This is a genomic window from Paraburkholderia azotifigens (genome assembly GCF_007995085.1).
Taxonomy (GTDB): Bacteria; Pseudomonadota; Gammaproteobacteria; order Burkholderiales; family Burkholderiaceae; genus Paraburkholderia; species Paraburkholderia azotifigens.
Genome location: NZ_VOQS01000005.1, coordinates 2,143,229 through 2,156,302, shown reverse-complemented (window position 1 = coordinate 2,156,302; position 13,074 = coordinate 2,143,229). Strand labels below are relative to the sequence as shown.

Genomic DNA, 13,074 nt, shown 5'->3' with positions numbered 1-13,074 from the left:
ATGGTTCCTGTCGAATCATTTGAGAGGCGAAGCGTGCGCGTCGGCATGGAGCGTGTCGCGCGTAAGCGTGTCTTCCGGCTGAAGGTCTTCGAGGCGCTGTCCCGTCGGCTCGACGCCCAGCCATGCGACCACGGCGATCTGCACGGCGAGCAAACCGATCATCATCGCGAGCACGCCGACTATCCCGTACTGCGCGAAAAGCGATACCACGATGAAAGGCGTGACGATGGTTGCGCCGCGTCCCAGCGTGTTGCAGAGGCCCGATGCGCGCAACCGCACTTCAGTTGGAAAGAGTTCGGGCACGTACACGGCGAAGAGCAGCGCGACCAGCACGTAGATGGGAATGGTCAGAAGCAGTCCGATGATGGGCAGAATCACGGGGCTCGTGACGAACGGATACATCGCGCCGAACAGGATCGCAGCGAGCGACGAGCCGATGATGGTGGGCTTGCGTCCCCACGCATCGGCCGTGAGCGCGCCGATTGCGGAACCGATAGGCGCGCCGAGCGACATCACGAGCGCAAAGCCGAACGACTTCGCGATGCTGAAACCCTGATGAACGAAGAACGTCGGCAGCCAGGTCACGAAGCCATACAGCAGCGTGTTGATGACGACGAGCGTCACGCAACCGACGATCATCCGTTGCAGCATCGTGCCGCTGAACAGCGACCCGAATGACAGCGCTTGCGGTGCGCCCACACCCGTCTTCACGGGAACGAAAGCGGGCAGAGGCTCGCCGCCTCGCGCGGCCGTCACCTCGGTTTCGATGCGGCGCAAAATCGCATCGGCTTCGTCGTGCCGTCCGACGGAATCGAGCCAGCGCGGCGACTCGGGCAACGACTTGCGCGCATACCAGACGCCGAGCGCGCCAATGCCCCCGAGCACAAACATCGCGCGCCAACCGAACGACGGAATCAGCAGCAGTCCAATCAGCCCCGCGACGGGCAAACCCGACACGACGAACACTGCCATCAGCCCCTGGAGCTTGCCGCGTTTTTGCGGCGGCACGAACTCGGTCAGCGTCGAGTAACCGACCACGTTCTCCGCGCCGAGTCCGAGGCCCATTACGAAGCGGCACGCGATCAGCACGCTCATGTTCGGCGCGAGTGCGGCGCCGAGCGACGCCAGTCCGAACACAGCGAGATTCGCCTGATAGGTGAAGCGCCGTCCGAAGCGGTCCCCGAGAAAACCGGTGCCGAGCGAGCCGAGCATCATGCCGAGAAAAGTCAGCGACACGAACAGCGCGTTCTGTCCGAGCGTGGAGAAGCCAGATTTCAGCGTTGCACCGAGCACCGTCGACGCAACATAGATATCGAAACCATCGAAAAACATGCCAATGCCGATCAACCACATGATGCGCCGGTGAAATCCCGACATCGGCAAGCGATCGAGCCTGGGCCCTGCGTTGACGTTCATGTCTGTCTCCTGTCGACGTGACGGTGCGCTGCGCGTTGGCGCTTTCGTCGGCATCCGCACGCCGTGTTATATCGAGCTAGCGAAGCACGGCCGCGCTCAACGGGGCTGCATCAGTCGCAATGCATTGACGGTCAGCATGTCGGTCGCGGCGCGGAAGTTCTGCTCGACGCCGCCCTCCTGTGCCGCGAGGAAGAACGCCTTGCACTGTTTCGCGCCGGCTTCGTCGAGCGCGAGAATGCGCGCTGCAAGCGCGTCCGCTTCAGCGTGCAGGCCTGCGGGCTCGCAGACGCGCGTGACGAGTCCTGCCTGCAGGGCCGCTTCCGGCGCGATCACGTCGCCGAACAGGACCATCGGGAAGACGGCCTTGGGCAATGCATAGTCGCCGAGGTAAGCCATGATCGCGGCGGGCGGCAGGCCGGCGCGCATCTCCGGAAACGCGAGCCGCGCCGACGACGCGACGAGCGTAAAGTCGCACAGGATCGCGAGCCCGAAGCCGAAGCCGAACGCGTTGCCGTGCACCTGCGCAATCGAGATCAACGACGTGTTGCGTACGAGCCGCTTCAGTTCGATCAAACGCGCCACTTCGGCGCGGATCGAGACAACGTCCCGCCCCGCGCGCTCGCGGCCTGTGCAGAAGACATCGCCATTCGCGCGGATGCGCAACACGCGCGCTTTCGGCTGCACGGCCTCGCTGCGCAACACGTCCGACATCGCGTCGAACATCGCCCCCGATATTTCGTTGCCGGCGTCCGGGCGATTTAGCGTAAAGGTAAGCGTGTCGCCCGTATGCTCGATCAGAACGGGCGCCTGCAATGGACTGCGATCCATGTCGTCTCCTGTTGTATAATCTGTATACAGCGTATTCACAGAATTCCGAGGTGTCAATGCCCGCCGCAAAATCCGCTTCTTCCAAGGCCACGTCGGCGCACACGCGCGAGGCGCCTAGTCTCGAATCGATCGCCGCGCGATATCACGCGCAGTTGCGCACGCTGGACTCCACTGGCGATTCGCTGAGCGACGGCGTCGTCGTGCCCGCGTTGCGCGAGGCGATCGTGGAAGGCGTGCTCGCGCCGGGCAGCCGTTTGTCCGAGGTACAGGTCGCGAAGCAGCTGAACGTCAGCCGCACGCCGATGCGTGAAGCGTTCGCGCAACTCGAACGCGAAGGGCTGGTGACGATCCTGCCGCGCGTGGGCGCTTACGTGCGCTCCGTGACGCTGCGCGACGTGGAGGAGATTTATACGGTGCGGGCCGCGCTCGAATGTCTCGCGGTGCAGCTTGCGTCGGAGCGCATGACGCCGCTCGGTGCCGCGCAGCTAGACGACGTGATCGATGCAATGCGCGCCAGCGTCGAGGCCGAGGACGCGGGAGCGTATGTCGATGCATTGGACCGCTTTTACACGATCGTGATGACGATCGCCGACAACCGCACGTTGCAACAGAACCATGCGTCGCTGATCGGGCCGGTGCGCCGACTGCGCCGTATCGCGATGGCGCGGGGCGGACGGATGCGCGCATCGTTCGAACAGGCAGTGCGGATTCGCGACGGGATCGTCAATCGCACGGGGGACGTGCAGGACTTGATGCGGGAACAGTTGCAGGGCGCGTGCGCGGCGGCGCTCGATGTGCTCAAGAGCGCCGGAAAGTAGCAACAGATCGACTCGATCATGTCGCTGCCGCTGAAGTGATGAAAGAAGTCCGTACCTTCGCCGAAGCTGTCGTGCGGCCGGTCTGCTTCCTGCCTGGCACGTTTGCGGATACCGTGATTCGGCCTCGCCCCGCAACGCCGGAGCTTTACGCCTTCCCGCATCGAGCCGCTCAGGCAATCGCCATGCCGGGAGCATCTCTGAGGAGAACCGCCATCAGTGCCTGGGTTTCGCCTCAAGCGAGGGCGATCGTTCGGTTAGCCGGGCATCTCCTCGGACGTCCCCGAGCCTGCCTCGTGGAATCGTCGCCGATATTCGGCTGGCGTGGTTTGCTTCGCTGCCTTGAACTGCCGGTTGAAATTGGCGACATTTGCGAAGCCCGACCGATTAGCGACGACGGCAACAGGTAATGATGTGTCGGCCAGCATCCTGCAGGCATGCCCGATTCGAACACGCGCGATATATCGACCGACGCTCTCGCCGAAATGCTGGATGAAATAGCGCGTAAGCGTGCGCTCCGACAGGCTGGCCGCTGCGCAAAGTTCGGACAAACGGAGAGGCTCGGCAAAACGCGCGTCGATGACTGACAGGACTCGGTTGATCTTTTCAGGTTCGTGCCCCGTCGGGCCTGCGCTGACCTGATTGAAGGTACTTGGCGAAGCCAGGGGCTGACCCGGCGCGTCGGCGAGCGTGCACAGGATGTCGAGCGCCGCACTCAGTCGTTCCCGCGCGACATTCGACAGCAGGTGGTCGAGGCGGCCATGCATCCATTCGCCAGCGGGAGGGTCAAAAGCCAAGCCACATGCAGCCCTGCGCAGAAGTTTGCGCAGCGGCTCATATTCACGGCAACAGTCGGCCATGCGCCGTGCCCAGTCCCCTTCGAACCATATGACGATGGCGACCTGCGGCGATGACGATTCAATCGACCGGTTCGATGCCCACGTATGAGGTAAGTCAGGCGGCACCAGCACCAGATCTTCCGCTCCATACTCGCTTTCCGAGTCACCGATATACCGCTTGCCGTGACTGTTCATCGTTAGCGTCAGCTCGTACTCGGGATGGTGATGCCACTCGAAGGGAATGCGCGGAAGCCGCCGATGGTAAACCCGCACCGAACAATCCTCGGCGAACTCGACGTGCTCGTAGGCTGGTTTCATGGCAGAAGACGCGAAAAGATTGTCAGAATAGTATCACTACGACTGACGCACGCGGCATATCCTAGCCTCACAGAACCAACACGGAGACAAGCATGGCGCTGGAAATCAAGGACTTGCCGGGCGCGATCCGGCAGGCAAAGAAGGAACTGCGCGCGGCTTTGCCGAATTACCGGGAGGTGTTCGCGGAAGTCGAAGCATCCATCGGCGAAGAGGCGAAGCGAATTGCGGCGCAGCGCGATCGCGGCGAAGATGTCATTCCAGAAATTCAGTTTTCCGACATCACCGGACAGCGCGTCACTGCGGAACAGATTGCACTCGTCAAGGCGCGCGGGGCATGTGTGATCCGCAAGGTCTTCCCCCGTGAGCTCGTGCAAAGCTGGGACGAAGAGATCGCTCACTATGTCGAGCGCAATCACCTCGACAAGCGCCTTGAAAACCGCGCCGAGGACAAATACTTTGGCCAGCTGGCTTCGAGCAAGCCGCAAATTTACGGCGTGTACTGGTCGAAGCCGCAAGTGCTGGCGCGTCAGTCGGAATCGCTGACGGCGGCGCGTATCTTCCTCAACAAACTCTGGCGTAACGAGAGCGACGGACGCGTGCATTTCGACCCGGAGCATGTGCCTGTTTATGCCGACCGTCTGCGTCGGCGGCCGCCTGGCTCGGCATCGCTGGGCCTGTCGGCGCACTGCGATGGCGGGTCGGTCGAACGCTGGATCGAAAGCAATTTCCGCAAGGTGTATCGCCACGTGTTTTCGGGCAACTGGCGCGACTACGATCCATTCGATGCCGCGTTCCGTACCGACGTGGAAGAAATCCCGTCGCCCGCTGTCTGCTCGATGTTCCGCACCTTCCAGGGCTGGACGGCACTGACGCCGCAGGGACCCGGCGACGGCACGCTGCAACTCGTGCCCATCGCCAATTCGATGGTGTACATCCTGCTGCGCGCGCTCCAGGACGATGTCGCCGACGACGACCTGTGCGGCGCGATGCCAGGCCGTGCACTCTCGATCAAGCAGGAATTTCATGCGCCCCTGTTCGAGGCGTTGTCGTCGATCCCGAAGATGGAAGCAGGCGACACGGTTTTCTGGCACAGCGACGTGATTCATGCCGTTGAAGACGAGCACAAGGGCGCGGGTTACAGCAACGTGATGTACATCGCCTCGGTGCCGGGCTGCTCGAAAAACGACGCTTACCTGAAGCGTCAACTGCCGAGCTTTCTGAAAGGCGAAAGCCCGCCTGATTTCCCGACCGACCATTTCGAAGTCGATTTCGCCGGCCGCGCGACGGTCGACGACCTGACGCCGCTTGGCAAAGCGCAACTCGGGTTCGAGCTGTAGTTCAAACGGGCACGCATGCGCGGTCGCGTTTGCGCGTGCGTCGCTCAAAACATAAAGAAAAATTCGGAGACTCCAATGAAAAGATCACTGACGTCAGTCGCGACGGCTGTCGCGCTGCTTGTCGCGGGTACACATACGGTGCTTGCTGCCGAGCAGATTTCTGTCCTGCACTGGTGGACTTCCGGTGGCGAATCGAAAGCCATCCGGGTGCTCAAGGACGACATGAGCAAGCAGGGTTATGAGTGGAAGGACTTTGCCATTGCGGGCGGCGCGGGCGCGGCGGCCATGACGGCACTGAAAACGCAAGTGATATCGGGCAACGCGCCGTCGGCCGCGCAGATCAAGGGCCCGTTGATCAAAGACTGGGCGGAGCAAGGCTCGCTCGTCACGATTGACCAGGCGGCGACCGACTGGAAAGCCAACATTCCCACCCAGATTGATAGCGACGTCAAGGCGGGCGGGCACTATGTAGCGGCGCCGTTCTCCATCCATCGGATCAACTGGTTGTGGATTAACAAGGCCGACCTCGACAAGGTGGGAGGCACGCCACCAACGACATGGCCGGAGTTCTTCGCACTCGCGGAAAAATTCAAGGCGGCGGGTATCACCCCTGTCGCGCACGGCGGTCAGCCCTGGCAAGACATGACTATCTGGGAGACGGTCGTTCTGTCGCAGGGCCCGGACTTCTACCGAAAGGCCCTGATCGATCTCGACCAGAAGACGTTGACGTCGCCGCAGATGGTGCAGGTGTTTGAGACTGTTCAGAAGATCCGTGGCTACTTCGATAAGGGCTATCACGGCCGCGACTGGAACCTCGCCACCGCGATGGTGATTTCCGGCTCCGGCGGCATGCAGTTCATGGGCGACTGGGCGAAGGGCGAATTTGCGAACGCGAACAAGAAGGCCGACGTCGACTATATCTGCGCGGCCGCGCCCGGCACGTCGAACGCGTATACGTACACGGCGGATGCATTCGTGTTTTTCCAACAGAATGGCAAAAAGGACGCGACGGCCGGACAGATCGCACTTGCCAGGACAATCATGTCCCCGGATTTTCAACAGCAGTTCAGCCTCTATAAAGGCTCGATCCCGGTCAGACTGGATGTACCGATGGACAAGTTCGATAGTTGCGCAAAGAAATCGCGTACTGACGAGCAGGCGACAATCAAGTCCGGCGGCTTTCTTCCTTCATTGGCTTTCGGTGAACTTCAATCGCCGGTTACGGCAGGTGCTATCACTGACGTCGTGACCAATTTCATGAACTCGAATCAGGATGCGAAGGAAGGCGTGCGCAAGCTCGCCGCTGCCGCGAAGGTCAAGTGAGGGCGCATGCGCCTACTGTGATTGCGCAAGTTAACTCGCTAAAGAGGTTAGAAATGGATCCGGTAGCAAAGCGTAGATGGCCACGTTCAGGAATCGAGGCCACGGTGATGGGCTTCGGCGCAGCACCGATTGGCAACATCTTCAGACCGATAAGCGAGGAGGATTCCGCCTCCCTGATCAAGGCGGCATGGGACTCAGGCGTACGTTATTTCGACACTGCACCGATGTATGGTCATGGCTTGAGCGAAGCGCGTTGCGGGCAGGGGCTGCGGTGGTATCCGCGTGACGAGTTTGTACTGTCCACGAAGGTCGGCCGTATTCTGAAGCCGCGCAAGCGTGCCGAGGTCAACTTTGCGCCATGGGTTGACGGGCTGCCGTTCGAACTGGTCTTCGACTATAGCTACGACGGCACCATGCGCTCGATCGAAGACAGTCTGCAGCGTCTGGCGCTTGAGCACATCGATATCGCGTTGATTCACGATATCGACGTCTTTACCCACGGGCAGCGGCAGCCGGAGGTGTTCGAAGCTGCAATGGCGGGTGCGTCGAAGGCGCTGTTGAAGCTGCGCGACGAAGGTGTCGTGAAGGCGGTGGGCGTCGGTGTGAACGAGTGGCAAGTGGCGCACGAGGCAATCCGGCGCCAGGATTTCGACTGTCTGCTGCTGGCTGGCCGCTACACGCTGCTCGAGCAGGATGCACTGGACGGCTTCCTGCCGCTGTGCGAAAAGAACCGGGTTTCTATCATTCTCGGCGGTGGCTACAACAGTGGCATTCTCGCGACGGGCGCAGTTCCCGGAGCGAAATACAACTACGCGCCCGCGTCTGAGCCCATCCTCGAGCGAGTGCGCAAGATCGAGCAGGTCTGCCATGAGCATTCAGTGCCGCTCAAAGCCGCTGCTTTGCAGTTCGTTCTCGGCCATCCCGCAATCCCCACGAACATTCCGGGTGTTCGTAGCGTCGCGCAGCTCGAGGACAATCTGCAGACCTTCCGTGCTGACATACCTGTGGAATTCTGGGCGGAGCTGAAGCGTCGCGAACTGATTCGACAAGACGCGCCGACACCCGCCTAGCGTTTTGCCCGACCCGCCTGGACGCGGCTTTGGTTGCCGCGTCCGGTTTTGATTCAAGGAGATGGTGGTGCGCGCGGCGATGCCGCTACGGAGCGTTCTTGATAACCTGCTTATCGGACAGAATATTATTCTTGTCAAATGCGAGTTCCAACTCATAGTGCTTCTCTATTTCGACGGCGCCGACCGCGTTATTCGCCGGAACGGGCGCCGCATACAACAGTAGCGCCTTAACCTTGTCCCACTGATAAACCAGCACATTGAGCTTCGGAAATGATTGCTCTGGTTCGCCGAAAGTCAACAGAACATCTTCCATGGTTGTCACGCCGACGACGAGATTCTCTAATGTCGTTTCCGACACGTTCTTGCGCGAGCCGGCGTAATAGTAATCTACAGGAAGAATGACGCACCCAGCGCAAAGCGAGGCGGCTATAACGAACGCCGCTACGCGACGGACTGCTAGCGACGACATAACGTGGTCCCTGTTCTACACAATCACCTGGCGCGTACAAGAGAGTGCTTCGCGAGGATATTCTTTTCGTCGAAAACGAGAACCAGGCTGTACAGCGTGACACCTGGTTCGGCACTCCAGTTGTAGGGGGTTCCTGCAGCATGCGGATGAAGCAAGAGATAACCGCCATCTTTCGGAATGCCGATGCGATAAGTCAAGATTCTGTCTCGATCAAAGGTGCCGGATGGCTCTCCCAGACTGATCAAAGTGGCCTCCCGGGACGTCGCGCCATCTTGCAGGAAATCAAGCATGGTCGCGTCGCCAGGTGTCGTAGCACACGCCACCAGCGAAAATGACAGCGCCCCGACCAGGTTGGCGATGACACGGCGCATGCTATCTCCAGAAAATGGATACGTTCCAGGAGTCGCAACAGGCGCATGTCGATCGCTCGGCTTCGGTTTTGCGACACGCGCGCCGACGTCTGCAACTGGAACTCAATTGAAGACTATGAAAATCCGCTCCAGTACATGTGACATGGGTCAAGCTTTCTCATCTCTTTCCAGTGTCCTGATCACGACAACATTCCTCTGATTCACCCGTAGACGGTTGATTCAGTCGTCATCCCGTGTGTGAACATGGTTCGCGATAGTCGCGTGGGCCTCGTTAGCCGCGTATTTTGTCGACGTGGCCAGCGGCGCCTTTAAGAGAAATATTTGATCCAGGCCCGTCTGGCTTTTGCTAACTACCTGACAGAGATCAAAAACATAGTGTCGACCAAACCTAGACTGGAAATACTTTGCCGACCGTGAAATGACAATCAAGCGTAGTGAGTGGCTTGAATCCACGGTTACCGCAAGATAGCGTCTCGAAGTTCACCCGTCGATAATTTGCCGCTACCGCATGACGCGGTGAGGAATTCATATTCCCCGGACGAGAAGTTAAAGCAAAGGCGCTATTACGCTTCGCACCGGCGCATTCCCTCCGGAATCAACGGACCATAACTCTATCTGGGGACCATGTTGAATTCAAAGATCCTGTGGGTGACGGGGGTAATCGCAGTCGCCATCATTGCCGGTTGCGCTGCACCAACACGACCCACTATCGATGCAGCACATACCGGAGGTGAGAACTTGAGAACCCGCCTGCAAGATGGCGTAGCCGAACCTACGGTGAACTCGAACGGACATCAAGTGAGCGCATCTGTGCGCGTTGGTGTACTCGATGCATTTGAGCGGCAGGCGGAAAAAGACGGATTGAAGATCGTCCCGACCGGAATACCCGTCACCATTACAGTTGAGGAATACAGCACTCGATCTAGCGCCGCCAGGTTCTGGTTTGGTGCGCTGGCTGGTAGTGACCATATTAAAGCGATGGTTGAGGTGGGCGACGCAAGGTTCGAAGTGGAAGACACGGCACGTACGGCGATCAACGGAATCGACATCGTTGCAATGGACGTTGGAATAGAAGCCGCAAACGGCGTAGCAATGCTCGCAGGGTTGCCGATCGCCGAAGAGAGCGCTGCAGGGCGCTAAAGGGTGCCGGCTGTCGCGATTGCCGGACGGCATGTCACGCCCCGATGGCGACCTTAACCGATTTCGAATGCTGAGGTGCCTCAGCACGACACACGGCGGACAGGCCACGCGCTTCCTCTCAGCGCCGCCTTGCCACCGAGACGGGCAAGTCGCCGCATGCGTACGGACGGCAAATACGTATTCGCATGGCGTCCTGGTTGCTGACGAGTTCGGATCGAACCGTCACGGACATCGCAGCATCTCGCGGATTCTCCGACGTCTCCCATTTCGGACGCGAGTTTAAAAAGGTGTTCGGCGAATCGCCGATCGCTTACCGTGTCACGCGCCCAAAGAGCGGTTGTTGGTATCGGCTGCACAAGCAGATACCCGGTCGCTTTTCCCTCCCCCCGGTGACGGATCAACGCCGTTATGCAAGGTTTTGTACGCGCAGAATCAAGCCCACGATTTTTCGGCTGCTTACGCTTCGGCTCGTGCGATGCAACAAGGCGGCCATGGGGACGCCGTTGACATCTGCCAGCCAGGAGCTATCGGATGCTTAACGCTATCTTGCAGTCCTGCCGCGTACGCGTCGCGGCCGTCATCATGTGTCTGTCAGGCCTCGCCGTACCCATGTTGGCTCACGCCGAGGCCTCGCCGGCGCCGGCCGAATGCGCCGCGCTGCAAGCAAAGTATCCGCAGTGGAAAGGCAAAGCGCTCGTCAACGCGATCAACCCGCATACGCCCGGCTACGAAGCGCTCGATCCGAATGATCCCAGCAAATACGTCGGCTTCGATATTGACCTCGGCGAGACCATCGGAAAGTGCCTCGGATTCACATTGACGTACAAGCCAGTCACATTCGCCGCACTGCTGACCACGCTGCAAAGTGGTCAGGCTGACATCGTCATCTCCGATATCTACGCAACCGAAGAGCGCGCGAAGGCCGCCGACTTCATCACCTATTCGAAGGTCTTTGACGGAGTCCTCGTCGCAAAGGGAAATCCAAAGAAAATCACCGGCATCGATGCGTCGATGTGTGGCACGACTGCAGCGGAGAACACCGGCTATGTCGAAGTGCCGCTCATTCAGGCACTCGCACCGACCTGCAAGACGCAAGGCAAGCAGGAAGCTGCTATCCAGCTCTATGACAACAACGCGAACTGCATTCAGGCCATCCTCGCCGGGCGCGCCGACACGTACATCAACGACGTGAACACCGTCGATCAGGCTGTGAAGGCATATCCGGACAAGCTCGAGAAGGCCACCGCCGTGACGCTGCCGTACTACGTCGGTATCGGTGTGCCGAAGAACAACCCACAGTTCCGCGAAGCCGTGATGGCCGCCCTGCTCGCGATCCAGAAGTCCGGCACAGAAAAAGCGCTGTTGAAGAAGTGGACGTTGGGCGTTGAAAACGAAGCAGCTCCTCAGCTGATCGTCGCGAAGTAACCCCACTGTCCCAGTCGCTGATCAAAAGGTCGATACGATGGAACTGTTTCTGCACTATTTGACGCTACCGTATCTCGTGCGCGGTATGGGTTTCACTGTCGCGGTCACGGTGCTGGGACTGGCGGGCGGTCTCGCCATAGGTGTCGTGCTGGCAGCGATGCAACTGTCTCGCGTAGGTCCGCTCGCCGCCATTGCTCGCGGCTATACGGTGATCTTTCGCGGCACGCCGCTGATTCTCCAGCTCGTCTTCGCGTACGACGCCTTGCCGCATCTGGGGTTGAAGCTCTCGGCCATTGCGGCGGCAGGCCTCGCGCTTGCCGCCAATGAAGGGCCGTTTATCGCAGAGATCCTGCGCGCGGGTGTGCTTGGTGTGGATCGCGGCCAGGTTCTCGCGGGTCAGGCGCTGGGCATGACGCCATCGGTGCTGATGCGACGCGTGATATCGCCACAGGCAATTCGCGCAATCGTGCCGGCACTTGGCAACGAATCGGTGAGCGCACTGAAGAACTCGTCGCTTGCCTCGGTCATCGCCGTCGACGAGCTTACGCTGCGCAGCACGCAACTCGCGTCTTCCACGTTCGACTTCTTCGCGATTTTCTTTGCGTCTGGTCTCATGTATCTCGTGCTAACGGGACTCATCGCCGCCGTCCAACTCGTGGCCGAGACCGCACTCGATCTCGAGCGCGGCGGAGTCAAAGGCATCGCGCGTCTGTTGCCGTGGCGGCGCGCAGGCGGAGTATCCGCGGCCGTGCCGAGGAGCGCACCCGACCCCGATGCGACACGCGACGACATCGCGCACACGCTTGAGCAGGCAGATGTCGACGACAGCGGCCTCGACGGCTCATCGGCGCGGCGCTCTGTCGACATCCGTCGTGCCGAACAGCGTGCGGCGCGCCTCGCTCAGCTTGCAAAGCAGCCCCCATCTGTGCAGATCATCGGCTTGCAGAAGCGCTATGGTGCGCAGACGGTGCTCAACGGTTTCGATATGACCGTCCGGGCCGGCGAAGTCGTCGTGGTGCTTGGCCCAAGCGGTTCTGGAAAGAGCACGCTGCTTCGGTGCGTCAATCATCTGGAATCGTGGGACGAAGGAAAGATTCGCATCGACGGCCAGCGCATCGGCTATCGGGTGGACGGAAATCAGGCGACGCCTGGCGAACTCGCCAGTCAACGAGCGGCCGCCGGCGTCGGGATGGTCTTTCAGCACTTCAATCTGTTCGCGCATCTGTCGGCACTGGAAAACGTCGCCGGGCCCTTGCGCTGGGTGCATGGCGTGCCTGCCGACGAGGCCGCGCGCCGCGCCCGTGAGCTGCTCGAGCGCGTTGGCCTTGCGCATCGCGCCGATGCGCTGCCGCGCCATCTGTCCGGCGGCCAGCAGCAGCGAGTAGCGATTGCACGCGCACTCGCGCCCAGACCGCGCGTGTTATTGCTCGACGAGCCAACTTCCGCGCTCGACCCCGAGCTTGTCGGCGAAGTGCTCGATGTCATTCAGCGACTCGCCATCGAAGGCGGGCTGACGATGATCATTTCAACGCATCAGCTGCGCTTTGCCGACCAGGTCGCGGATCGCGTCGTTTTCATGAGCGGCGGCAAGATCGTTGAAGAAGGCCCGGCCCACCAGCTCCTCACCCGGCCGCAACATCGGTTGACACGACGATTCCTCTCGGTAATGGGCGCAGACGACCGCCTCGCTGTCGCAATCTGAAAGTGGCAATCTCAACAAGGA

11 protein-coding genes and 2 pseudogenes are annotated in these 13,074 nt (G+C 60.4%); 8 read left to right on the top strand and 5 right to left on the bottom strand.

Annotation, left to right across the window (positions count from 1 at the left end; all coding sequences use genetic code 11):
* Nucleotides 1-15: 15 nt before the first annotated feature.
* Nucleotides 16-1,416 carry an MFS transporter gene (locus tag FRZ40_RS41685; RefSeq protein WP_147238182.1) on the bottom strand — a complete coding sequence of 467 codons (1,401 nt, stop codon included), beginning with the start codon at nt 1,414-1,416 and terminating at the stop codon, nt 16-18.
* Between the two features lie 96 nt (nt 1,417-1,512).
* Nucleotides 1,513-2,244 (bottom strand): enoyl-CoA hydratase/isomerase family protein, encoded by a 732-nt coding sequence (locus FRZ40_RS41680; RefSeq protein ID WP_147238181.1) that lies wholly within the window; start codon nt 2,242-2,244, stop codon nt 1,513-1,515.
* 56 nt (nt 2,245-2,300) lie between these two features.
* Here FRZ40_RS41680 and FRZ40_RS41675 point away from each other — a divergent pair, with 56 nt between their 5' ends.
* Complete coding sequence (locus FRZ40_RS41675) at nt 2,301-3,062, top strand: GntR family transcriptional regulator (RefSeq protein ID WP_028369089.1); 762 nt, start codon at nt 2,301-2,303, stop codon at nt 3,060-3,062.
* Nucleotides 3,063-3,275: 213 nt separating this feature from the next.
* On the opposite strand, the pseudogene FRZ40_RS41670 reads toward FRZ40_RS41675, so the two are convergent.
* Nucleotides 3,276-4,216, bottom strand: a pseudogene (locus FRZ40_RS41670) (helix-turn-helix domain-containing protein).
* Between the two features lie 92 nt (nt 4,217-4,308).
* On the opposite strand from FRZ40_RS41670, the gene FRZ40_RS41665 reads away from it, so the two are divergent.
* From FRZ40_RS41665 to FRZ40_RS41655, 3 genes are all read left to right on the top strand, one after another.
* Entirely contained in the window at nt 4,309-5,553 is a 1,245-nt protein-coding gene (locus tag FRZ40_RS41665; protein ID WP_028369091.1) for a DUF1479 domain-containing protein, read from the top strand.
* Nucleotides 5,554-5,628: 75 nt separating this feature from the next.
* Nucleotides 5,629-6,876: an ABC transporter substrate-binding protein gene (locus FRZ40_RS41660; protein WP_147238571.1), complete on the top strand. Its 1,248-nt coding sequence runs from the start codon at nt 5,629-5,631 to the stop codon at nt 6,874-6,876.
* 53 nt (nt 6,877-6,929) lie between these two features.
* Complete coding sequence (locus FRZ40_RS41655) at nt 6,930-7,946, top strand: aldo/keto reductase (protein ID WP_147238180.1); 1,017 nt, start codon at nt 6,930-6,932, stop codon at nt 7,944-7,946.
* Between the two features lie 85 nt (nt 7,947-8,031).
* Here the strand turns inward: FRZ40_RS41655 and FRZ40_RS41650 are convergent, their stop codons facing one another.
* Entirely contained in the window at nt 8,032-8,415 is a 384-nt protein-coding gene (locus tag FRZ40_RS41650) for a hypothetical protein (protein ID WP_147238179.1), read from the bottom strand.
* Between the two features lie 23 nt (nt 8,416-8,438).
* Nucleotides 8,439-8,786, bottom strand: a complete 348-nt coding sequence (locus tag FRZ40_RS41645) for a hypothetical protein (protein WP_147238178.1) — start codon at nt 8,784-8,786, stop codon at nt 8,439-8,441.
* Nucleotides 8,787-9,410: 624 nt separating this feature from the next.
* Here FRZ40_RS41645 and FRZ40_RS41640 point away from each other — a divergent pair.
* The 4 genes and pseudogenes from FRZ40_RS41640 (at nt 9,411) to FRZ40_RS41625 (ending at nt 13,053) form a co-directional block, all read left to right on the top strand.
* The gene (locus FRZ40_RS41640; RefSeq protein WP_028369096.1) at nt 9,411-9,926 is read left to right on the top strand and encodes a hypothetical protein; all 516 of its coding nucleotides are present in this window, start codon (nt 9,411-9,413) and stop codon (nt 9,924-9,926) included.
* Between the two features lie 119 nt (nt 9,927-10,045).
* A pseudogene (locus FRZ40_RS45610) lies at nt 10,046-10,465 on the top strand (helix-turn-helix transcriptional regulator); the annotation flags it as partial.
* Nucleotides 10,458-11,351, top strand: coding sequence for an ABC transporter substrate-binding protein (locus FRZ40_RS41630; RefSeq protein ID WP_147238176.1), 894 nt, complete (start codon nt 10,458-10,460; stop codon nt 11,349-11,351). The pseudogene FRZ40_RS45610 and the gene FRZ40_RS41630, both read left to right, overlap by 8 nt.
* A 37-nt stretch (nt 11,352-11,388) precedes the next feature.
* Nucleotides 11,389-13,053, top strand: coding sequence for an amino acid ABC transporter permease/ATP-binding protein (locus FRZ40_RS41625; RefSeq protein ID WP_147238175.1), 1,665 nt, complete (start codon nt 11,389-11,391; stop codon nt 13,051-13,053).
* The last annotated feature ends 21 nt before the right edge of the window (nt 13,054-13,074 follow it).